This is a genomic window from Nonomuraea sp. 3-1Str, assembly GCF_031570565.1.
Lineage (GTDB): Bacteria > Actinomycetota > Actinomycetes > Streptosporangiales > Streptosporangiaceae > Nonomuraea.
Genome location: NZ_JALHBK010000001.1, coordinates 77,584 through 97,987 on the forward strand (window position 1 = coordinate 77,584; position 20,404 = coordinate 97,987).

A 20,404-nucleotide genomic window follows, 5' to 3' on the forward strand; every position below is an offset into this window, starting at 1 on the left:
TCACCGCGAAGGCGGCGCGCCGGTTGCCGCTACGATGTCCGGCCATGACGGGATTCAGGCGTGCGCCGGCCGCCACGAGCGCCGCCGTTCTGGCATCAGCTGCCCTCGGGGCGGCGCTCCTCGCGACCACCCCGGCCCCGGCCCAGGCCGCCCGCGCGGGGATCATCGACCAGATCACGATGACCCTCCGCAAGGACGGCACCCTGCACGTCTCCGAGAAGATCTCCGGCGCCACCGGGGCGCTCCAGCGGACGTTCCTGACCAGGACCCGCCACGACGACGCCGACGACCGGCTGTACCAGATCTCGAACGTCAAGGGCGGCAAGCTGTCCGGCGACGTCCTGGCGGTCACCGCGCCCGCCACGGTGGAGTACGACGTCAAGGGCACGGTGACGCCCGCCGGCGGCGTGCGGGAGCTGCGCTGGTTCGCGGTGAACGGCTGGAACGCCCCCGTCGCCAAGGCCACGGTCAAGGTCGCCGGGCCCGGCCTGGTGCAGAGCCTGTCGTGCTTCGCCGGCGAGCTCACCTCCGCCGTCGGCTGCACCTCGGCGTCCATGAACCACACCGGCACCGAGGCCGACTTCGAGCAGGCGAACCTGGCGCCCGGCCAGGCGCTCACCGTCGTCGTCGCCTACCCCGAGGACTCCGCCGCCGGGGCGCCGATCCTCGACCGGCGCTTCTCGCTGACCTCGGCGTTCGCCCTGGACACCGTCACCGGCGGCGCGCTCGCCGCCCTCCTCGTGCTGCTGCTCGGCGGCCTGGGGCTGCTGTACTGGACGCGCGGGCGCGACGCCAGGGTGGTGGCCCACGGCAAGGACCACGACCAGGGCGCGCCCGTGCCGGTGCAGAACGGGCACTTCTCGCCGCCCGACGGGGTGCGGCCCGGCCAGATCGGCACGCTCGTGGACGAGCAGGCGGACGTGGTGGACGTGACGGCGACCATCGTGGACCTGGCCGTGCGCGGGTTCCTGCGGATCGACGAGCAGCCCCGGCAGACCTACGACGCGCCCGACTGGATGCTGGTCAGGGTGCCGTCCGGGCACCCCGCCGCGCTGCTGCCGTACGAGCGGGCGCTCTACGACGCGATCTTCGACGGGCGCGATGCGGTCCTGCTGTCACAGCTGTCCGGCTCGTTCGCCAGCCACCTCGGCGAGGTGCGCGACGCCCTGTACGCCGACGTGGTCAGGCAGGGCTGGTTCGCCCGCCGCCCCGACACCGAACGCACCCGGTGGACGCTGGCCGGCGTGGTGCTCATCGGCGTGGGCCTGCTCGCCACCGTGGCGCTCGCCTGGCTCACGACGTACGGCCTGCTGGGTCTGGCCCTGGTCATCGCGGGTGGGGCGCTGGCCGTGGGCGGGCAGTACATGCCGGCCAAGACGGCCCGCGGGTCGGCGGCGCTGGCGCACACGCTGGCGTTCCGGGAGTACCTGTTCTCGGGCGACCTGGGCGAGGTGCCGGAGCAGCACCGGGTGGAGCTGTTCTCCCGCTACCTCCCGTACGCGGTGATCTTCGACGGGGTGGAGCACTGGTCGCGGATCGTCGCCTCGGTCACGGGCAACGGGCGGGAGGCCGACAACCTGTACTGGTACCACGGGCCGGCGGAGTGGGACCTGTCGAAGTTCGCGGGCTCGATGCGCACGTTCACGACCACCACCTCGGGTGCCATCTCGGCGACCCGCCAGTTCCGCACCCTCTGACCGGTCGCCGCCGGCCTTCTCCCTCCGATTCGCCTGGTCAGCGGGGTGCGGAGGGCGTACCGGAGGGTAGGCGACCCGGTGGACGGCGGGAACGGACGGCGCGCCGACGGCTCCGGGCGGGCCTGCCGCGGCCGGCGGACGCCGGCGTGAAAGGATCAGGCGTGCGCGACGAGGAACTGCTGACAGCCGCGGCCAGTGGCGACCCCGTCGCCGTGCGCGAGGCCGTGACCGAGGGCGCCGATCTGGAGGCCCGCGACGCCCGGGGCCGCACCCCGCTGCTGCTGGCGGCCGCCGCCGACCACGTCGAGGTGGCGCAGCTCCTCGTGTCCGCGCGGGCCGACCCCGGCGCGGCCGACCTCCAGGGCGACACCCCATGGCTGGTCAGCGGGGTGACGGGCAGTGTGGCCATGCTGCGCGTGCTGCTGCGCGCCGGGCCCGACGTGAACAGCACCGACCGCAACGGAGCCACGGCGCTCATCACGGCCTGCGAGCGCGGCCACACCGGCTACGTGCGCGCGGTGCTGGAGACGGGCGCCGACGTGGACCACACCGACCACCTGGGCCGGACGGCGCTGCTGAAGGCGGTGATCGCGGGCGACGGCTCGGAGGGCTACCAGGAGATCGTCCGGCTGCTGCTCGCGGCCGGGGCGGACCCGCGCCGGACCGACCGGGACGGGGTCTCGGCGTTCGAGCACGCGGTCGCCAAGGGACACCTGGAGATCGCCACCGTCCTGCGTGACGCCACGCACCCCCGCCTGTGAGCCGGCGGAAACCCTCCGGCCGCTATCGCGGGGCCAGCCCCGACAGGAGCGCGTCGAGGGCGTAGGTGAAGCGGTCCTCGTGGTCCCGCGCGGTGCCCAGCCCGGCCGCCAGCGCCTGTCCGACGACGGGGTGGCGCGCAGGGTCGAACCGCGGCTCGGGGTCGGGCCCGTCGTGTCCCGGCGTCCGGCCGGCCTCCGCGAGCACCTGCCCGATGACGAACGTGGCCAGCGTGGTGATCACATGGAGCGCGTCGGTGGGGCTGAAACGCTCGGCGACCAGGGCCCGCGCGACCCGTTCGACGGTGTCCAGGCCGCCGGGCGTCGAGACGGGGCGGGTGGCGACGAGCGGCAGCAGGGCGGGATGGGCGAGCAGCGCCGCCCGCAGCGAGAGCGCGAACGCCCGCCCCCACTCCCGCCACGGCCCCTCCGGCCGCACGGCGACACCGGCCAGCGTGCGGTCCACGAGGCCGTCGAGGACCGCGTCCTTGTTCGGCAGGTAGTAGTAGAGGGTCATCGCCTCGACGCCCAGCTCCTTGCCCAGTCTGCGCATGGACAGCGCGGCGATGCCGTCCCGGTCCACCAGGTCGAGGGCCGCGTCCAGAATCTTCTCCCTTGACAGTCCCGCTCGTTTCATACACCGTAAGATAGAGTCTTACACCGTAAGAGAGCGAGGTCACCGTGAGAACTCTGGTCCGCGACTTCATCACCGCCGTCAACGGGCGGCGCCTGGACGACCTGCCCGCCTTCATGGCCGCCGATGTCGTCGACCACAACAAGATGATCTTCGGCGAGCCCGACGTCCCCGGCGCCGCGTTCGACGGCATCAAGATGCAGCTCGACGCGTTCGACCCCTTCCACCTCTCGGTCGAGGAGCTCGTCGAGGAGGGCGACCGGGTCGTGGCGCGGCTGCTCATGACAGGCACGCACACCGGCCACCACCCGCGCATGCCGAAGCCCACCGGCAAGAGCTTCGCCGTCGAGGCGATCTTCATCTTCACGGTGCGCGACGGGAGGATCAGCGAGATCCGCGCGGTCAGCGACCGCCTGGGCCTGTTCCTCCAGCTCGCCTGGGACTGGCCCGAGACCGACTGAGAGCCGTCCGGCGCGGAAGCGGGCCGAAGTCGTCAGGCCGGCGAGGACGCCAGGCGCAGCTCGCCGACGACCCGGCCGCCGCCCAGCACCGGCGTCGAGGAGGGCAGGCCCGGCGCGTCCAGGCCCAGCGAGCCCAGCGCCGCCACGGTCACCGGCGTGCGGGCCCGCTGCGCCCCGTCCTCCACCTTGACCGCCCCCGCCCGGCCGTCCTCGAACACGAAGACCTCGAACCCCTCCGCCCCCGACTTCAGCATCAGCCCCGGCACGGCGCGCATGAGCGAGACCTCCACCCGGCTGGTGCCCGACGTCCACTCCGGGTACGCGGTCACGGCCTCGAAGATCCGCCGCTCGTACGACCCCGCCTCCCCCAGCGGGAACGCCCGGAAGGCCCGCGTCATCCCCAGCATCGACACGAAGTACAGCGGCGCGCCGCAGCCGTCCACGCCCGAGGCCGCCATCCGCTCCCCCGTCAGCTCCTCCACCGTGGCGCGGATCGCCCGCTGGAGCGGGTGGGTGACCTCCAGGTACGTGTCGAGCGGCCAGCCGTTCGCCGCGCAGGTGGCCAGCATGGCGGCGTGCTTGCCCGAGCAGTTCATGAAGACGCGGGCCCGCTCGGACACCGTCCGGTCCTCGGGGTGATCCTCTGGGCACCGCAGCGCCGACTCGTCCAGGCCCGCCCCGGCGAGGATCTTCCGTACCCCCTCCACGTGGAACGGCTCGCCGGCGTGCGAGGCGCAGGCCAGCGCCAGCAGCTCGCCCGCCAGGTCGAGCCCGCTGCGCAGCATGCCGAGCACCTGGAGGGGCTTCATCGACGAGCGCGGCGACGCCGGCACGTGCACCGCGCCGTGCGCCTCCACCGGGCCGCCGTCCGCGCCGACGGTCAGCATCCGCGCATGATGCCTCGACTCCACGAACCCAGACCGGACAACCTCCACCACCAGCGACATTTCACGCCCCTTTCCGGCCATGAGTCTACGAAGCACCCGTCCTACGCCAGAATGGGATCCCATGCGAGCAGTGGTGCAGCGGGTGACGTCGGCTTCCGTGGCGGTGGACGGTCGGACGATCGGGGCCATCGACGAGCCCGGCCTCATGGTGCTGGTCGGCGTCACGCACACCGACACGGCCGCCGAGGCCCGCAGGCTCGCCGCCAAGCTGTGGGGACTGCGCGTCCTGCACGGCGAGAAGTCCTGCTCCGACGTGTCGGCGCCGCTCCTGGTCATCAGCCAGTTCACCCTGTACGGCGACGCGCGCAAGGGCCGGCGACCCACCTGGCAGGCCGCCGCCCCGGGACCCGTGGCCGAGCCGCTGGTGGAGGCCGTGGTGGAGGAGCTGAGGGCACTCGGAGCCCACGTGGAGACGGGCAGCTTCGGTGCCGACATGAAGGTCTCCCTGGTCAACGACGGCCCCATCACGCTGATCGTCGACGTCTGACGCCTGACGGCCGGGTCCCGGTCGTCACCCCGGCGACGGCCCGGGACGCACACGTGACGGCGTCCCGCACCACTGGCGCGGGCCGGTGCTGCATCCCGCCGTATGTCAGCGGCCGTGTCAGGACGGCGACGGCCCGGTATCAGAGCGGTCGGCGATGGTGGACATCGAAAGCACACAGCACAAGGAGCACATGATGCAGAAGTTCGACACCTCCGCCCCGATCACCGCCGTCCTCCACATCCCCGCCGGACGCGTCCAGCTCATCGCCGCCGACCGGGCCGACACCACCGTCGAGGTCCTGCCCGCCAGCACCTCCAAGGCCCGCGACGTCAAGGCCGCCGAGCACACCACGGTCGAGTACGCCGACGGCGTCCTGCGGATCGAGACCGCCGCGGCGAAGAACCAGTACCTCGGCCCCACCGGAGCCATCGAGGTGACGATCAAACTGCCCGCCGGCTCCCAGGTCGACGCGAAGACGGCCAGCGCCGAGCTCCGGACCGTCGGCCGCCTCGGCGACGTCGCCTTCGAAGGCGCCTACCACCAGATCAAGATCGACGAGGCCGCGAGCCTCCGCCTCACCGCGACCGACGGCGACGTCGAGGTCGGCCGCCTGGGCGGCCCCGCGGAGATCAGCACCGCAAGAGGCGACATCCGGATCGCCGAGGCCGCCGGCGGCAAGGTCGTGCTCCGCACCCAGTCCGGCGACATCACGATCAACGCCGCCACCGGCGTCTCGGCCGCCCTGGACGCCGGCACCTCCAACGGCCGCGTCAGCAACGCCCTCAAGAACGACGGCACCGCCGGACTCGACATCCACGCCACCACCTCCAACGGCGACATCACCGCGCGCAGCCTGTGACCCGCAGCCTCCATCGGCCGGAGACGTCGGTGAGAAGGAGCGGCACCCGGAGGCGCGGACACCTGCACTCCGCCGCGCCTCTGGGATGATCTTCACGATCTGTTCCCGCCCAGCGAAGGAGCCCTGCTTGACCACCGGACAGCCGCCTACCGCCGACCTGCGCGAGCACTACCGGCGGCTGATGAGCAGCGCGCAGTGGCTCGGCGTGGGCATGTGCTGGACGGCGGTGGTCCCCGACGACGGGCGAGCGCTCACCCTGGACCAGATCGCCACCCGGCTCGCTGGGAACACGCCCTACCGGCTGCACGCGCCGATGCCGCTGGAAGCCATCGGGCCGCCCGAACACGACGCCTACCCCGTACTCGTCGACCGGTGCGGCTCGACCACCGTTCTCTTCGAGTGGGACTACCTCGGGGCGAGCCCCGCGGCGCTCCGGCGGCTCAGCGAGGGAGCGCGCGTCTACAGCGCCTGGTGGAACGTCAACGCCAACAATCTGCTGAGCTTCGCGGCCGGAGGCGAGCACGTCCTGGCGATCGACGCGCTCTTCCCCGGGCGGCAGGAACACCATGCCGGTCTGGCCCGATGGCCCGAGCTGCAGGCGATGACGGACTTCTTCGCCGAGCCCGCGCCCGAGAACCTCGACGAGGACGAGGACGAGGACGATGACCGCGCCGACTATGACTGGCAGGCCGCCTGCCTAGCGGTGATCGACCGCACCGCCGGGGCGCGGCTGACCAGCGAGTGGCTGGAGCAGCCGCATCCCTGGGTGACGGTCCGCATGCCCGACGCGACCCGCTGACCCCTGCACCGGCCGCCTCAAGCAGGCGCGTGGACGTAGCCAAGCCATGATCGGCTGCGACGGCCCAGGACGCGCACGTGACGGCGGCCCGCCGTCATCCGGTCAGCGGCCGTTCCCCTGGAGGCCCTCAGCCCTGTGCGGCGGGTGGCGCCTTCCTTGGCTGTGCCGTAACAGATAGCCGTAACAGATAGCTGCGCCGTGACAGAAAAGGGTCTATCGAACACGACGCCTGAGCGCCGGATCGATCTGCACATTGCGGCCCGCGTCCGGGGGGACGACGACCTCCTGTGACGCGGCGACGCCGCCCGCGAGCAGCGGCGCGTCCACCGGCACCGTGCGCTTGACCACCGCCAGCGCGATCGGCCCGAGCTCGTGGTGGCGCGCGGACGAGCCGACCGTGCCCACCTCCTGGCTCTCGAAGATCACCGGCGCCCCGTGCGGCGGCAGCGTGTCGACGCTGCCGTCCAGGTGCAGGAACACCAGCCGCCGCGGCGGGTGCCCGAGGTTGTGGACCCGGGCCACCGTCTCCTGACCGCGGTAGCAGCCCTTGCCGAGCTGCACGGCGGTGCCGATGAGGCCGATCTCGTGCGGGATCGTCCTGTGGTCCGTCTCGAAGCCCAGCCGCGGCTCGAACCGCTCGATCCGCAGCGCCTCGTACGCCCACAGCCCCGCCAGCGGCCGGCCCAGGTGCTCCGGCAGCTCGCTGCGGGGCACCAGGAAGTCCTCGGTGGCCGTGGACAGCACCGCGAGGTCGTCGGCCCGTGACACCTCCACCCGCAGCATGAACCGCATCCGGTCGAGGTAGCCCACCAGGCTGTCGGCGGTGCCCGGCTCGACGTGCGCCAGCACGCTCTCGCCGTCGTCGACCAGCGTCAGGTGGTGAAGGATGTGGCCCTGCAGGTCGAGGTCGAGCGTCCGGGTCCACTGACCGGGCGCCAGGGTGTCGAGCTTCTGCGAGGTCAGGTCGTTGAGCCACTTCAGCCGGTCGGCGCCGGAGATCCGCACCACCTCGCGGTTGCTGCGGTCGACCACGGCCTCGCCCCGCACCAGCGCGCGCTGCTCGGCGAACAGGTCACCGTAGTGGGCGGCGACGTCGGCGTCCGGGGCCTCGGCGGCGACGGCTCCGTGAAGGTCCAGCAGAGGGCTACGCATGCCGTCCAGATTATCCGCTGGCCGAACCGTCAGCGGCAGCGGCGGCAGCGCCCGAACACCGTCAGGTGGTGAACGTCCGCGGCGAACCCCAGCTCCTCGTCGAGCCCCCGCACGAGCCCCTCCGCCAGCTCCGGCCGCACCTCGATCACCTCACCGCAGCCCCGGCACACCAGGTGGACGTGGTCCGCCTCGGCCGCCAGGTGGTAGGTCGGCGCGCCGTGCCCGAGATGGGTGTGCGTCACCATGCCCAGCTCCTCCAGGAGCTCAAGCGTGCGGTAGACGGTGGAGATGTTGACGCCGCGCGCCGTCTCCCGGACCTTGACGCAGATCTCCTCCGGGGTGGCGTGCTCCAGCGACTTGACCGCCTCCAGCACCAGCTGCCGCTGGGGAGTCACCCGGTAACCCTTGGCGCGGAGCTCCTCGTGCCACTGCGTCTCGGTCATGCCCCGAGTCTACGGCCGGAGCTTTAATCGCTTGCCCTCCTCGCGGAGGACCGCATAACTTCGTGAGTACGCGGAAAGGAGGTGGTCCAAACAATGGTGATTCATAGTTGGGCTAGCGAGGTGGTTGTCCGCTGACGACGCGGACGCCCCGTCTCGCGCCGTTCGGCGAATACGAGGCAACCACCGGGGCCCCCGGCGGCTGGAGGGCGGGAATCCCATCCCGTCCATGGTCCATCCAGCCCGCTCGACCTAGAGCGGAGCACGCCCGGGGGCCCTTTTTTCATGTCCCTCCCGGCCGGGTTCAGTGCTCGCCGCGCGGCTCCGCGCCCAGCTCCTCGCACGCCCGCCGGTAGAGCTCCACCACGGCCGTGCGCACCTGCGCCCGCTCGGTCAGCGGCTCGCGCCATGGCACGCGCACGCGCTCGCCGCCGTCGACCGTGAACTCGATCGCCTCGCCGTCGACACCGCTCGTCACCGCGCGGCTCGCCTCCGGCCGGCCGCCGAGCGCGCGCACGATGAGCAGCGCGTCGTCGCCGTGGTCGTCGTTCATGTGGCGCTTGATCGCCTCGACCGCCTCCGCGGTGAACGGACCGCCGCTCATGCCACCTTCTTCAGCTCGGCCGACATGTGCGACGTGAGCGGGTGCCCCATCGCCGCCATGTCGTAGGCCCACATCAGGTTGCCCTTGACCAGCCCGTACAGACGCCGCCCCGCGGTGTACTCCTTGGCCGTCACGGTGCGCGCCACCACGTCGGTCTGCAGCTCGATCTTGTGGAAGACGACCTCGCCGACGTAGATCTCCACCACCCCGGTGGGGTGGGCGAGCACCACCTCGACCTGCCGGTTCGGTTGCGGGCGCCAGTATCCGGACTCGGTGGCGAGCGGCCTGACCCGGTTGCCGTCCTGGTCGAGCAGCCAGGTCCGGCTCACGTACGACAGGAACGGCTTGCCGTTGTGGCCGAACTCGATCTCCTGGCCGAAGTTGAAGCTGTCGATCGTCGGATAGCCCCCGACACCCGCGCCTTCCCACCTGCCGATGAGAAAGGCGATCGGCTCCAGATCGGGATGCATCTCAGGTTCTTCCATGTCCCCCAACCCTAGTGGCCGCGCGTGCGGGCGCGGGCGTTAGTGTGGCGGGCATGGCACGATCACTGGTGATCAAGGTGACCGCCGGGGCCGACGCGCCGGAGCGCTGCAACCAGGCGTTCACGGTCGCGGCCGCCGCGCTGGCGAGCGGAGTTCCGGTCTCCCTGTGGCTGACCGGCGAGTCCTCCTGGTTCGCGCTCCCGGGGCGGGCCAAGGAGTTCGGCCTGCCCCACGCGGCTCCGTTGACGGACCTGCTGGACGCCGTCCTCGCGGGCGGGCGGGTCACGGTCTGCACGCAGTGCGCGGCCCGGCGCGACATCACGGCCGACGACCTCATCGAGGGTGTCCGCATCGCGGGCGCGCCCACCTTCGTGGAGGAAGCCGTCGCCGAGGGCGCCCAGGCGCTGGTGTACTAGCCCGCTTCCAGGACTCCTTCCGGCGGCCCGCGCTGGGCGGGTCAGCCGGCGGCGAGGACCGTGTTGAGCCGCTCCTGGCGGAGCTGTTCGTAGCGGGTGTCGTCGAGCGGGGCGAGCTGGCCGCCGACCCGCCAGGAGAGCAGCAGGTCGGCCAGCGCCGGGTTGCGGGCCAGTGCCGGGCCGTGCAGGTAGGTGCCGACGACGTGGCCCGCGTAGCAGCCCTCGAAGCCGTCGCCGTTGCCCACGCCCTTGACCGTGCGCGACAGCGGCTTGACGCCGGGGCCGAGCCGGGTGACGCCCATGTGGTTCTCGAAGCCCGTCAGCGTCGGCAGGCCGAGCCCGGCGTCGACCTCGGCCACCAGCTCGCCCACGGCGCGGGCCGGGCCGCGGACGCTGGCGATGTCGAGGATGCCGAGCCCGTCGACCGGCTGCCCCTCCTCGCCGCCGAACGTGCTGCCCATGATCTGGTAGCCGGCGCACACCGCCAGCAGCGTGGCGCCCCGGTTGACGGCGCGGTGCAGGCCGCCGTCGCGGCGCAGGCGCGCGGCCGCGAGGATTTGCGGGCGGTCCTCGCCGCCGCCGATGAGGTAGATGTCGCCCGTCTCCGGCACCGGGTCGGCCGAGCGCACGTGCACGGTCTCGGTCTCGATGCCGCGCCGCTGCGCGCGCTGCTCCAGGACCAGCACGTTGCCCTGGTCGCCGTACGTGCTCAGCAGGTCGGGGTAGATCCAGACGATGCGCAGGGCGCTGTCAGACGGCACGGCCGAACTCCGATCGGATCTGCTGGAAGGCGGTGTAGTTGGCGATCACGTCGACGCGGCCGGGCGGCTGCATGGCGAGCGCCTCGGAGAACGTCTCGCACACCGCGAACGGCACGTCCGCCACGTCCAGCCGGAGCGCCAGGTCGAGGCGGCGCTCACCGGTGACGAACACCGGCCGGCCGCGCAGCACGCGGTAGTCGACGTCCCACAGCCAGGACGTGTCGCGCCCGTCGGGGCCCTGCGCGTTGACCGACAGGATGATCGGCAGCTGCGGGTCGGCGACGTCGAACGCCTCCAGCCAGCCCGCCGGGTTCTTGGCCAGCAACAGCCGCGCCTGGCGGCCCTCACGCTCGACCGTGGTGTAGCGGCCGGCGACCGAGGTGACCTCGCGCAGCCGGGGCAGCGCCCGCTCGACCGGCAGGTCGAACGCCTCGGCCACCGCCAGCGCCATGACCGCGTTGGAGCGGTTGGCCAGGCCGGGAAGCTGGATGTCGAGCAGCCATCGCTGCCCGCGCGGGTCGACGACCGCGTCGTCGTCGAGGATCCACTGCGGCTCCGGCCGGTGGAAGGTGCACTCGCGGCAGGCCCAGTCGGCGTCCTTGCGGTCCAGGGGGCCGCCGCACTCGGGGCAGCACCACGAGTCCTCCTTCCACCGCTGTCCGCCCGCGACCCAGGTGACCTTGGCGGCCGTGGAGGCGCCCCAGGTGACGAGGGGGTCGTCGCAGTTGGCGATGACGTGGGTGGGCTTGCCGGACAGCGCCCGCCGCCACTTCTGGGCCAGCAGCCAGATCTCGGCCGCGCGGTCCATCTGGTCGCGGCTGAGGTTCATCAGGCACACCACGCTGGCGCCCGTGGTGTCGAGGACCTCGGGGAGGTACTTCTCGTCCACCTCCAGCACGCCGTAGGGAGCGTCCTTGTGCTGCGACAGCGCCGAGACGTGGCCGGCCGGCATGTTGGCGCCGTACACGTTGGTGGCGACCTCGCCCATCTCCAGCAGCGCGGAGGTGATCAGCCGGGTGGTGGTCGTCTTGCCGTTGGTGGCGCTGACCAGGGCGAGCTTGCGGTCGCGGGCCAGCTTGCGGAGAAGGTCGGGCTCGAGCATGAGGCCCACCCGGCCGCCGATCACCGAGCCGTCACCGCGCCCGGTCATCCTGGACAGCGTGGCGGCGCTGCGGCCCAGGGCGCTCGCGAGCTGGGCCCGCAGTGGAAGCTGGGTCATGGCACAGAATCCTAGTCCGCGTCGGCCGTTGGTCTGGATACGCACGCGAAAACGCGGCCCGGCGCGGCCGGAGCCGGACAGCCGCGGGCGCCAGGCGTGTCCGGCGAGCCACGGCTTAGACCGTGTTGCAACAGGGCGCGGCAGGAGATGAGAACGGGTGGCTCACCCCGTGATCGTGGACACTGCGGCGGCTTCGTCGCGTTCGCGCAGCATGCGCAGGACGGTGGCAGGGGAGGGGTGCGGCCGAGCCGCTTGTGCTCGTGCACCACGAGCGTGACCGCGACCCCGGCCGACCGTAGTTCGCGGGCCAGGGTGACGGCCTTGTCCAGTTCGGGGCGGGTGGTGGCGCGGGGGGAGATCTTCTCGGAGAAGACGCGGGTGACGCCCGCGGCTTGGAGCGCGTCGAGCTGGGTGTCCAAGGATTGGCGGACGGTGGAGGCGCGGACGTAGCCGATGCGTACGTGCCCAGCCGGCTCGATGCCGGTCACGGCCTGGCGGGGCATCTGGATCCGGAGCGTGCCCGGCTTGCGGACGATCGAGTTATGAAGCGGTACAGGGCGGGAGTGCGAACTTGAGCCCATTGGAGTCATCGTTCAGGCCCCAACGCGAAGCGGCAGATGAGACGGCGTCAAGAGTCGCGTGGGGGCAGGAACGAGAACGCCTATGCCACGGCGGTGGCGATCACGTCCAGCGCGGACCGCGGGGCCCGGCCGAGCAGATCGGCCAGGTCGCCGGCGGTTTCGGCCATGAAACCGGCCGCGATGACGGAGTAGGTGGAGACCACGATCGGGATCTGCCAGCCCGGGACACCGGCGGTGGTGAGCGCCTCGCGGAGCTGGGCTAGTGTGCCGGGCTCGTAGACGACGTCCTTTCCGGTGGCCTCGGCCACCGCACGGGCGATGTCGACGCCGCCGATGGCGTGCTCGCCGACTAGTTCGTAGATCTTGCCACCGTGGCTGGCGGGCTTGGCCACGATCTTGGCGGTGACGTCCGCGAGGTCCTCCCGGGCCACCGCGGCCAGCCGTCCCTCCCCCAGCGGGCCCGTGAACCTGCCGGTGGCCGCGGCCTCGGCCGCACCCGGGATGCTCATCTCGGCGTAGATGCCGTTGCGCAGGATCGTCCAGTCCGTACGGCCGGCCATCAACCGGCGCTCCGTCCAGCGATGCGGAAGCGCGAACGCGAGGTGGTCCCCGGCCGCGGACAGACTCGTGTAGACGATGTGGCCGACCCCGGCCTGCTCCGCGGCGTCGATGGCGGCTCCATGGCGGGCGATGACCACGTCGTCCTCCGCATATCCCGCCGAGATGAGCAACACCACTTCCGCGCCCTCGAACCCCTTCGTCAGACTCGCCGGGTCGTCGAAGTCGATGAGGCGTGTCGGCACGTTCACCGACAGCTGATCCGGAGTCCTGCTTCCCGCCCACACGCCCTCGTTCTCGGTCAGGCGCTCCAGCACAAGGCTTCCCAGCCCACCCGACGCACCGGTCACAAGAATCAACGCTGCCCCCTCGATATGGTTCTCTTCGGTAACCGCACCATTATCGGCCGCTGCCGGGCGGAGCGTAAGGAGGCACGTCGATGTCGGTGAGGCACACCGGGGTAACCACCGATCCCGTCATTGTCCGTGACGACGAACAGATGGCCTGCGATGTCCGGGAGGTCCTGGACCGCATCGGCGACAAATGGACAGTGCTGGTGATCAACGAGCTGGCGCACGGCGTACGCCGCTTTCGGCGACTCCAGCGGGACGTCCCGGGCATCTCCCAGCGCATGCTGACCCTGACCCTCCGCCGCCTGGAACGCGATGGCCTGGTCGTACGCACCATCTATCCGACCGTTCCGGCCCGCGTCGAGTACGCGCTGACTCCCACCGGTCACAGCCTCACATTCGTACTGAAAGCCGTCGCCGACTGGGCGGCGGAGCACCGCCACACCGTGATCGAGTCCCGCGCCCGCTGGGACAGTGGGACAGGAGCGCCTGGTCCCGGTGTGGAGAGGCCCTAGGGCGTGCCGGCGAAGGGCAGCTCGGGCACGCCTCCGTGGTCGAACGGCAGCACGAAGCGGCCCGGCCAGGACAGGACGCCTTCCAGCCACCCGGCTCCCATGGTCTGGCCCACGTGCCGCAGCCGGGCGGCGGGCTCCATGCCGATCGCGACGTTCATGATGTCGCGCTGGAAACCCTCGTTCTCGTCGTCGCCGAGGATGACCCGCCAGGCCAGGGCCCTGTTGTGCTCGATGGCCATGGACAGGGGGTGGTGGCGCAGCGCCTTGGCGCGGTGGCCCAGCAGCTCGCCGTGCGGGGCGGCGGCGCCCGGGGCGGCGGCCACCGCGCCGGCCACCGCGGTGGCCACCGCCGAGGCGCTCGCGGCGGGGTTCCCGGCGACTCCGTCGGGCTTGTCCCTGGGCGTGCCGGCAGGCGTCCCGTTGGCCGCCCCGGCAGGCGTCCCGGGGAATGTGTCACGGGACGTGCCGCCGGGCGTGTCGCCGAACAGGGCGTACTCCATGGGCGGCGCCGGGCTGCGCAGGTCCGGCGCGGGCCGGCCGTACGGGAAGAGGCGGTCCACCTCGTGCAGCCAGCGCACCTGCGGGATCACCCACGCCGTGCCGGGACGCTCGCCGCCCCGGTCCAGCGCGGCGAGCAGCCGCGTGGCGCGCTCCGCGGCCTTCTCCGTGAGCAGGGCCGGGTCGAGCCAGCTCCGCAGCGACCAGGCGCGCCGCCGCACCGACCGCTCGACCAGCGTGGCGAGCAGGCACTCGCCGCGCCGTACCGGCAGCTCCGACCAGGCGGCGGCGAGCGCGCGCGGCACGCCGGGCATCGGGCGGTTCGTCACGAACGCGAGCACGACCGTGTCGCACCACACGCGCAGCCACGCCCAGTCGGGCGCGTCGGCCAGCACGTCGGCCTCGCGCAGCTCGACGAGCGTGCACGCCTGCCCGGTACGGCACTGGCTGCCGCAGGCGGCCGATCGGCGTCCCCGTATCGGCGGGGGCGGGCTCGCGACCAGCCGCTCGCGCGACTCGCCGAGCGGCACCCGCACGCGCAGCGGCCGGTCCATGCCGTCGGCGAACACGGCCGCGGAGCCCGGCTGGAGCGAGACGACCTGGCGGGACTGCTCCTCGCTGAGGTTCATGGCGGCGCCGACGAGCTGCCTGTCGTCCTCGGCCGGGAGCCGGTGGACGACCTTGAGCGCGGTGTTCTTGACCACGTCGGCGACGAGCTTGGTGGGGATCTGCTCGGCCACGACGATGCCCTCGCCGTACGCCCTGATCTCGGCCAGCATGCCGGCCAGCAGCTCCACGGCGTGCGTGGCGGCCCGCCCGGCGCCGCGGTCGCGCAGCAGCCGGTGCGCCTCCTCGATGACGATGACGTGGCGCAGCCCGGCGGACTTCTCCTGCCGGGCGCGCATCCGCAGGTGCTCCACGATGCGGATGATGAGCGTGCCCATGAGGAACGCCTTGTCCTCGTCGTTGGCCACGTCCTCGATGGCGAGCACCACGTTGCGCCGGAGCAGGCCGCCGATGTCGGCCGGGTGGCCGCCCTCGAAGAAGCGCCCGGCCGAGCCGACGCGCAGCGAGCGCAGCCGCAGCGAGATGAAGCCCTCGACGTCGGCCTGGACCTCGCGGCCGTAGCCGATCTCCTTGATCACGTCCATCGCGTGCTGCTGGAGCAGCTCCAGGGTCGGCACGCTGGGCGGCACCTTGGAGCCGGGCACGGCGCCGCCGGTCACGACGTCCCAGCCGGTGGCCTCGTAGACGCGCTGCAACGCCAGCGACATGATCTGCGGGAACGGCTCCTCGGCGTCGAAGGCGGCCATGAACAGCGCCCTGACCATGTCGATGTGCGCCTGGACGGGGTAGCCGGGCTCGGGTTCGAGGGGGTTGATGCTGAACGGCACGCCGGCGGGCGCCGACGGGTTGATCACGGTGACGGGCCCGAACTGCTCGACGCGGCCGGCCATGGCGGCGTACTCCGACTTGGCGGGCTCGATCGCGAGCCAGGGGATGCGGGCCCCGCTGAGCTGCTCCAGCAGGTGCCGGACGGTCTGCGACTTGCCCGAGCCGGTGGCGCCGGTGACGAACGCGTGCCGGTTCAGCGTGGCCAGCGGCACCCGGAACGAGCCGACCCCCCGGTCCTGCCCGTCGAGGATCTCGCCCAGCTCCAGCTCCCCGCCGTCGGCCTCGGACGTCACGTCGAAGAAGCCCGAGTCGAGCACCCGCACGCCGGGCACCTCGCGCCTGGGCAGCCCGGCCAGCGCGGCGAGCGCCCCGGCCGTGGCGGCGAACGGCGCGGCGGCCCCGTCGGCGGGGTCCTGCATGGTGATGGCCAGCGCCTCGGCCAGCGTGTGGACGGCCCCCTGGGCGCTGCGCAGCCGGTAGGGGTGGTGGCTCATCTCGACGGAGCCGACGAGGACGGGCGCGATCTGCCGCAGCTCCTCGGCCGTCGCGCCGCCGGCCAGCACCCGGACGTTCCACAGCCCGGCCTCGCGGAACGCGTCCAGCTCCTGCATGCGCCGCTCGGCCCGCTCGGCGTCGAAGCGGGAGCGCTCGGAGGCGTCGCCGTACTGGCGCAGCACGTTGAGCTGGGTGCGCAGGTGGGCCACCTCGGCGTCGAGCAGGCCGGTCGGCTCCGCCACGACCAGCCAGGCGAACGGCCGCGACATGAGCGTGATCAGCGTCGACTCGAACAGCGTGGGCCGCTTCAGCTCGTCGGGGTCGAACTCCCGGCGTCCGCCCAGCGGCGGCGCCTGCCGGCCCGGGCACGGCGTCCACACCAGGTCGGCGAGGTCGGCCAGGTACTCCTCGCCGAGCTGGACCCCGCGCGCCCCGCCGGGGAACAGCAGCGGCTGCGGCCCTGTCGGCGCCTCCGGGGCGTCGGTGGCGCGGCGCGGCTGCCGGGGCGGCGACAGCGGACCCGCGTTCGTGATGAGCTCCAGGGGCGCGCCGGAGCCGCGGGAGAGCCATCCGATGGCGAACGGCCGGTCCCGCTGGGCGGCGGACAGCACGGCGGGAAGCACGGTGACGAAGTCCCACTCCGCCGACGAGCTTCGTGAGGGTGCGGCGATGGACTGGATCCGGTACCACGGCCCGCTCAGCGAAACACTCGGCTGCATTGCATCCCCCCACAGACGGCTCTTAGTAAAATCGGCCGACCGTCAGCCCGTCGCCTTGACATTGACCATCTCATTGCCTGCCCTTGCGCCAGTCGAGGCGTGGCGGGGGCGGACCGAGGTTCGGCGGCGGTTCGGAGGCGTCGCGTCCGGGCGTCCCCGCGTGCTCGCTCGGCCGCCCGGCGCCGCGCTGCGGCGTCCCCTGCCGGCCTTCCGGCTCGGCCTCCTGATGCCCCTCCTCGGTCCCGTGCTCGCCGTCGAGGGCCAGCACGGCGTCGCGCACGTCGTCCAGCTCGCCGAGCGTCGTCTTGGGGAAGGTCAGGATGGCCGGGTTGGCGTCGGCGAGGCGGACCCGCCGGCCCTGCGCGGTGGCGTCGGTGACGATGACGGAGGTGGTGGGGAGCTGCTGGAGCTGGTGCGGCTCGACGAGGAACTCGCGGGAGCGCTGGAGCACCCGCTCCTTCTCGCCGATCTTGCCGGTCGTGCGGCCCCACTCGGTGGACTCGGTGATGTCCTCGGCCAGGTCGGTGGCGCTGTCGCCGTGCTCCTCGTGCCGGCCCTCGACCTCGGCGATCGTGGAGGTGTAGCCGCCGTCCACCCCGGGCAGCGACTCGCTGATCGTCTCGGTGAGCTGGGCCAGCTCCAGCCGGTGCTCGGTGCCGACGTGCTCGCTCGCCACCCGGGCGTCCTCGGCGTTGCCGAGACGCATGAACGCGACCGCGGCGTGGCCGCGCCCCAGCCGCTCCCGCACGGGCGGGGTCAGCGACCGGTACGTCAGCACGAGCCCCGTACGGGAGGTCTCGCAGGCGTCCATGAGCCGGTCGAGCACGTCGCCGCGGAGCTTGTCGGCCCCCGCGACGATGATCGTGTGGTACCAGGGCCGGTCGGAGGCGGGCGACTGCCGCAGGATGTGGGTGAGCGCGGTCGCCACGTACGTGCCGAGCACCCGGTTGCCGAAAACGCCGGCCTGCCGGTCCATGCTGACCACCCGCAGCCGGGCGGGCGGCAGCCGCACGGCCTCCGTGCCCAGCGTCTCCAGCTTGCGCAGCTGTGACTCCAGCGCCCAGGCCCGCTCGATGACGACGCGGTCGCTGACGCCGCGCCCGAACAGCGTGCCGATGCGTTCGAGCTGGGTCGCGGTGATCAGCCCGTACCTGAGGTCGTCGCGCGGGTCGCCGACCTGGGCCAGGGCCCGCAGCGCGGCGGTGACCTGGCTGATCGTGGCGTTCTCGCCCAGGACCTCCAGGACGCGCTCCAGGATGGCGTTGTCGAAGCTGAGGTCGCGGGTGGTGCGGTGCTCCTCGCTGACGCTGACGACGTGGGCGAGCACGTCCGCGAACGCCTCAGGCTTGAGGGTGGCCCCCAGGTCGAGGCGGGGCAGGTCCACGGGCAGCACCCAGACCAGGGGGTCGTCGCCGCCCCGGCGGGCCAGCTCGACGAGGTCCTTGGCGATGGCGCCCTCGGACAGGTCGAGCACGGTCAGGTGGCCGCCGCTGTAGAGGCGGGTGGCGCCGAGCAGGGTGACGAGCGCCGACCAGCCGGGCAGCGTGCCACCGGCGACGTCGATGCGGTCGATCTCGTCGGGCACGGCGACGGCGTACCAGCTCAGCTGGCGGTCGTGGCGCTCCTTGAGCCGCTGCCACTCGCGGTAGCGCTGGGCGTGCTCCTCCTGGGCGCGGAACAGCTCTTTGTCACGTTCCTGTCGCCGGCGGTCATCGCGGGCCTGCTGCTCGCTGATCCGGTAGCGGACCGCCCGGTCGCCCTGGACGAGCGCGTAGCTGCAGATGATCGCCACGCCGCAGGCCGCGACCAGGCCGAGCAACGCGAACTTCCACTGGAGGAGGCCGGCCACGGCCAGCGCGAGGATGAGCAGCGTCAGCACGACCATGAACAGCCGGAAGACCCGTACCGGCCGGTTGAGCATGTCCTCCTGCATGCGCTTGCGGCGGGCCACGTCGGGGTCGGGGCGCGCGGGCGGCGGCTCCTCGGCCGGCGAGGGGCGTTTCGGTGGCGGACCGGGGTCCGGGTGCAGCAGGATGTACTGCCAGCCCAGGTAGATGCGGTCCGCCTGGAGCTGCGCATGCTCAGGATGCACGTCCACCACGTGACCCTCCGGCCGCGATATGTCGTTAGTAGTAGAGGCTTGTCCCGCCCGCTCCGTGACAGCGTATGAGCTAGAACCCCTTCTACGGCAGGGTTCTCGGCAATTGGACCGGCCCGTTGGGAGGATAGCGGCGGATGGGACAAGCGTGACCTATTACCATCCTTACCCATGACCGAACCCTCCGGCGGCAGCGGCAGGCCCAGGCGCCCGGTCGTGGTGCCAGCGGTGGCCCTGGTGCTGGTCACGGCCCTCGGCGTCACCGCCCTCGCGGGCGGCCTCAGCGAGGCTCCGGACGCCCCTCCCCAGCTCGGCAAGGGCGCCGTGCTCGACCAGGGCCGGTTCGCCACCCGCTTCGTCGAGTCGCGGGTGCGGCTGGAGAAGGCCCAGACGCAGTTCGACCAGGACAAGCGGTTCGTGGAGCTGGTCTTCGAGGTGACCAACCGCGGCGACGACACCGCCTCCGTCGGCGTGCCCCCGAGTCAGGAGAACGCCGGCTACGGCGACTCGTTCGGCAGCTCGCTGGTCAAGATCAGCCCGCCCTTCCCGGCCGACTCCGGGCCGTTCGCCTTCGCCCTGGCCAAGGGCGGCGAGACCGGGCAGCTCCACCCGGGGATCAAGACCACGGTCATCGTCCGGTACCAGCTCAAGGAGGGCCGGAAGCCGCCGGAGAAGGTCACGCTGGACGTGGGCTCGTACGAGTACGTGGCCGGGTTCAACGACCCGTCCGAGAGGTGGACGATGATCACCCAGGACGAGGGGGACAAGCTCGTCCCCGAGGTCAAGGCGCAGGTGACCCTGCCCGTCCAGGAAGACGCCACGGCATGACCGCCGTCCAGCCCCGCGCGGCGGCCTCGGACGGCCGGGGCGCCCGCCGCACCGGCTCCGGGCGGGGCGGCTCGCGGGCGCTCAACGCGCTGCTCGGCCTGCTCCTCGCCGGCGGCGCCGTGGGCCTGCAGACCCTCGCGCTGACGGAGAACGACACCGGGGCCCCGCTGACGTACACGGGCGACAAGGGGCAGGACGTGGACGCCCGGCGCTTCCACGTGCGGCTCGACTCCTTCACCGTCACCAGGGCGATCCAGACCCGCAGCACCGAGACCGTCGAGACGGACAACCTGTTCCTCGTCGTCAACGCCGCCGCCAAGTCCAGCCTCAAGCCGTACCACCTCGGCCAGCCCACGCTGCTGACCGCCGACGGCCACCGCTTCGACGCCACCGACCGGGTGGACGGCACGCTCACGATGGCCGCCACCTGGGTGCAGCCGGACATCTGGGTCACCGGGCGGTTCTTCTTCGAGGTGCCCGCCTCGGCGCTGCCGGGGGCCAAGGTGGTGTTCGGGCTGCCGCCGTCGGTCGTGGTCGAGCCGTACCAGCCGGAAGTGGAGATCGACCTGGGGCTCGACGAGAAGGCCGCCCGCGACCTCGCCGCCAAGCCCCAGGACGTCTACTCCCTCGTCAAGAAGTGATCGGGCA

At 72.4% G+C, this 20,404-nt stretch carries 22 protein-coding genes; 10 read left to right on the forward strand and 12 right to left on the reverse strand.

The features are described from left to right. The first annotated feature begins 44 nt into the window (after positions 1–44). Together MTP10_RS00445 and MTP10_RS00450 are read left to right on the forward strand one after the other, a co-directional pair. On the forward strand, positions 45–1,697 hold the full coding sequence (locus MTP10_RS00445) for a DUF2207 domain-containing protein (protein ID WP_310706903.1): 1,653 nt from the start codon (positions 45–47) through the stop codon (positions 1,695–1,697). Between the two features lie 161 nt (positions 1,698–1,858). Further along, entirely contained in the window at positions 1,859–2,458 is a 600-nt protein-coding gene (locus MTP10_RS00450) for an ankyrin repeat domain-containing protein (protein ID WP_310706904.1), read from the forward strand. 22 nt (positions 2,459–2,480) lie between these two features. Here MTP10_RS00450 and MTP10_RS00455 read toward each other — a convergent pair whose 3' ends face one another. Next, a complete protein-coding gene (locus MTP10_RS00455) occupies positions 2,481–3,092 on the reverse strand; it encodes a TetR/AcrR family transcriptional regulator C-terminal domain-containing protein (RefSeq protein ID WP_310706905.1) in 612 nt (203 codons plus the stop codon). Positions 3,093–3,136: 44 nt separating this feature from the next. On the opposite strand from MTP10_RS00455, the gene MTP10_RS00460 reads away from it, so the two are divergent. Continuing rightward, a complete protein-coding gene (locus MTP10_RS00460; protein ID WP_310706906.1) occupies positions 3,137–3,550 on the forward strand; it encodes an ester cyclase in 414 nt (137 codons plus the stop codon). 32 nt (positions 3,551–3,582) lie between these two features. Here the strand turns inward: MTP10_RS00460 and MTP10_RS00465 are convergent, their stop codons facing one another. Beyond that, entirely contained in the window at positions 3,583–4,560 is a 978-nt protein-coding gene (locus MTP10_RS00465; protein ID WP_310706907.1) for an asparaginase, read from the reverse strand. Here MTP10_RS00465 and dtd point away from each other — a divergent pair. The 3 genes from dtd to MTP10_RS00480 all read left to right on the forward strand — a co-directional run bounded on the left by dtd (position 4,559) and on the right by MTP10_RS00480 (position 6,642). Continuing rightward, entirely contained in the window at positions 4,559–4,984 is a 426-nt protein-coding gene (dtd, locus tag MTP10_RS00470) for a D-aminoacyl-tRNA deacylase (RefSeq protein WP_310706908.1), read from the forward strand. The two genes, MTP10_RS00465 and dtd, sit on opposite strands and share 2 nt — an antisense overlap. A 193-nt stretch (positions 4,985–5,177) precedes the next feature. Beyond that, positions 5,178–5,843, forward strand: a complete 666-nt coding sequence (locus MTP10_RS00475; protein ID WP_310707515.1) for a DUF4097 family beta strand repeat-containing protein — start codon at positions 5,178–5,180, stop codon at positions 5,841–5,843. Positions 5,844–5,970: 127 nt separating this feature from the next. Then, positions 5,971–6,642 (forward strand): DUF6461 domain-containing protein, encoded by a 672-nt coding sequence (locus MTP10_RS00480; protein ID WP_310706909.1) that lies wholly within the window; start codon positions 5,971–5,973, stop codon positions 6,640–6,642. 213 nt (positions 6,643–6,855) lie between these two features. Here the strand turns inward: MTP10_RS00480 and MTP10_RS00485 are convergent, their stop codons facing one another. From MTP10_RS00485 to MTP10_RS00500, 4 genes are all read right to left on the reverse strand, one after another. Then, complete coding sequence (locus MTP10_RS00485) at positions 6,856–7,794, reverse strand: glycine cleavage T C-terminal barrel domain-containing protein (RefSeq protein WP_310706910.1); 939 nt, start codon at positions 7,792–7,794, stop codon at positions 6,856–6,858. Between the two features lie 29 nt (positions 7,795–7,823). Further along, complete coding sequence (locus MTP10_RS00490; protein ID WP_310706911.1) at positions 7,824–8,237, reverse strand: Fur family transcriptional regulator; 414 nt, start codon at positions 8,235–8,237, stop codon at positions 7,824–7,826. A 301-nt stretch (positions 8,238–8,538) separates the two neighbouring features. After that, entirely contained in the window at positions 8,539–8,838 is a 300-nt protein-coding gene (locus MTP10_RS00495) for a DUF2470 domain-containing protein (protein ID WP_310706912.1), read from the reverse strand. Beyond that, positions 8,835–9,323, reverse strand: coding sequence for an FABP family protein (locus MTP10_RS00500; RefSeq protein WP_310706913.1), 489 nt, complete (start codon positions 9,321–9,323; stop codon positions 8,835–8,837). The genes MTP10_RS00495 and MTP10_RS00500 overlap by 4 nt, the downstream gene beginning before the upstream one ends. A gap of 53 nt (positions 9,324–9,376) precedes the next feature. Between MTP10_RS00500 and MTP10_RS00505 the strand changes: the two genes are divergently transcribed. Continuing rightward, positions 9,377–9,739: a DsrE family protein gene (locus tag MTP10_RS00505; protein WP_310706914.1), complete on the forward strand. Its 363-nt coding sequence runs from the start codon at positions 9,377–9,379 to the stop codon at positions 9,737–9,739. 41 nt (positions 9,740–9,780) lie between these two features. Here MTP10_RS00505 and MTP10_RS00510 read toward each other — a convergent pair whose 3' ends face one another. The 4 genes from MTP10_RS00510 to MTP10_RS00525 all read right to left on the reverse strand — a co-directional run bounded on the left by MTP10_RS00510 (position 9,781) and on the right by MTP10_RS00525 (position 13,208). Continuing rightward, complete coding sequence (locus tag MTP10_RS00510; RefSeq protein WP_310706915.1) at positions 9,781–10,500, reverse strand: glutamine amidotransferase; 720 nt, start codon at positions 10,498–10,500, stop codon at positions 9,781–9,783. Further along, complete coding sequence (locus MTP10_RS00515) at positions 10,490–11,719, reverse strand: MurT ligase domain-containing protein (protein WP_310706916.1); 1,230 nt, start codon at positions 11,717–11,719, stop codon at positions 10,490–10,492. The genes MTP10_RS00510 and MTP10_RS00515 overlap by 11 nt, the downstream gene beginning before the upstream one ends. Before the next feature lie 11 nt (positions 11,720–11,730). Next, the gene (locus MTP10_RS00520; RefSeq protein ID WP_310706917.1) at positions 11,731–12,309 is read right to left on the reverse strand and encodes a recombinase family protein; all 579 of its coding nucleotides are present in this window, start codon (positions 12,307–12,309) and stop codon (positions 11,731–11,733) included. A 71-nt stretch (positions 12,310–12,380) separates the two neighbouring features. After that, on the reverse strand, positions 12,381–13,208 hold the full coding sequence (locus MTP10_RS00525; RefSeq protein ID WP_310706918.1) for an NAD(P)H-binding protein: 828 nt from the start codon (positions 13,206–13,208) through the stop codon (positions 12,381–12,383). An 89-nt stretch (positions 13,209–13,297) separates the two neighbouring features. On the opposite strand from MTP10_RS00525, the gene MTP10_RS00530 reads away from it, so the two are divergent. Continuing rightward, positions 13,298–13,723 (forward strand): helix-turn-helix domain-containing protein, encoded by a 426-nt coding sequence (locus MTP10_RS00530; RefSeq protein WP_310706919.1) that lies wholly within the window; start codon positions 13,298–13,300, stop codon positions 13,721–13,723. Here MTP10_RS00530 and MTP10_RS00535 read toward each other — a convergent pair. Both MTP10_RS00535 and MTP10_RS00540 read right to left on the reverse strand, forming a co-directional pair. After that, positions 13,720–16,830, reverse strand: a complete 3,111-nt coding sequence (locus MTP10_RS00535) for an ATP-binding protein (RefSeq protein ID WP_310706920.1) — start codon at positions 16,828–16,830, stop codon at positions 13,720–13,722. The genes MTP10_RS00530 and MTP10_RS00535 overlap by 4 nt on opposite strands. Positions 16,831–16,900: 70 nt before the next feature. Continuing rightward, positions 16,901–18,922 carry a hypothetical protein gene (locus MTP10_RS00540; protein ID WP_310706921.1) on the reverse strand — a complete coding sequence of 674 codons (2,022 nt, stop codon included), beginning with the start codon at positions 18,920–18,922 and terminating at the stop codon, positions 16,901–16,903. Between the two features lie 177 nt (positions 18,923–19,099). Between MTP10_RS00540 and MTP10_RS00545 the strand changes: the two genes are divergently transcribed. Next, complete coding sequence (locus MTP10_RS00545) at positions 19,100–19,756, forward strand: hypothetical protein (protein WP_310706922.1); 657 nt, start codon at positions 19,100–19,102, stop codon at positions 19,754–19,756. Further along, a complete protein-coding gene (locus MTP10_RS00550) occupies positions 19,753–20,397 on the forward strand; it encodes a hypothetical protein (protein WP_310706923.1) in 645 nt (214 codons plus the stop codon). Before MTP10_RS00545 ends, MTP10_RS00550 begins: the two co-directional genes overlap by 4 nt. Positions 20,398–20,404 lie beyond the last annotated feature (7 nt).

Bases quoted from the DNA above. Each gene is read 5' to 3' on its own strand.
- MTP10_RS00445 (WP_310706903.1), top strand. From the start codon at position 45: ATGACGGGATTCAGGCGTGCGCCGGCCGCCACGAGCGCCGCCGTTCTG.
- MTP10_RS00455 (WP_310706905.1), bottom strand. From the start codon at position 3,092: ATGAAACGAGCGGGACTGTCAAGGGAGAAGATTCTGGACGCGGCCCTC.
- dtd (WP_310706908.1), top strand. From the start codon at position 4,559: ATGCGAGCAGTGGTGCAGCGGGTGACGTCGGCTTCCGTGGCGGTGGAC.
- MTP10_RS00465 (WP_310706907.1), bottom strand. From the start codon at position 4,560: ATGGGATCCCATTCTGGCGTAGGACGGGTGCTTCGTAGACTCATGGCC.
- MTP10_RS00475 (WP_310707515.1), top strand. From the start codon at position 5,178: ATGCAGAAGTTCGACACCTCCGCCCCGATCACCGCCGTCCTCCACATC.
- MTP10_RS00485 (WP_310706910.1), bottom strand. From the start codon at position 7,794: ATGCGTAGCCCTCTGCTGGACCTTCACGGAGCCGTCGCCGCCGAGGCC.
- MTP10_RS00490 (WP_310706911.1), bottom strand. From the start codon at position 8,237: ATGACCGAGACGCAGTGGCACGAGGAGCTCCGCGCCAAGGGTTACCGG.
- MTP10_RS00495 (WP_310706912.1), bottom strand. From the start codon at position 8,838: ATGAGCGGCGGTCCGTTCACCGCGGAGGCGGTCGAGGCGATCAAGCGC.
- MTP10_RS00500 (WP_310706913.1), bottom strand. From the start codon at position 9,323: ATGGAAGAACCTGAGATGCATCCCGATCTGGAGCCGATCGCCTTTCTC.
- MTP10_RS00505 (WP_310706914.1), top strand. From the start codon at position 9,377: ATGGCACGATCACTGGTGATCAAGGTGACCGCCGGGGCCGACGCGCCG.
- MTP10_RS00515 (WP_310706916.1), bottom strand. From the start codon at position 11,719: ATGACCCAGCTTCCACTGCGGGCCCAGCTCGCGAGCGCCCTGGGCCGC.
- MTP10_RS00520 (WP_310706917.1), bottom strand. From the start codon at position 12,309: ATGACTCCAATGGGCTCAAGTTCGCACTCCCGCCCTGTACCGCTTCAT.
- MTP10_RS00530 (WP_310706919.1), top strand. From the start codon at position 13,298: ATGTCGGTGAGGCACACCGGGGTAACCACCGATCCCGTCATTGTCCGT.
- MTP10_RS00535 (WP_310706920.1), bottom strand. From the start codon at position 16,830: ATGCAGCCGAGTGTTTCGCTGAGCGGGCCGTGGTACCGGATCCAGTCC.
- MTP10_RS00545 (WP_310706922.1), top strand. From the start codon at position 19,100: ATGACCGAACCCTCCGGCGGCAGCGGCAGGCCCAGGCGCCCGGTCGTG.
- MTP10_RS00550 (WP_310706923.1), top strand. From the start codon at position 19,753: ATGACCGCCGTCCAGCCCCGCGCGGCGGCCTCGGACGGCCGGGGCGCC.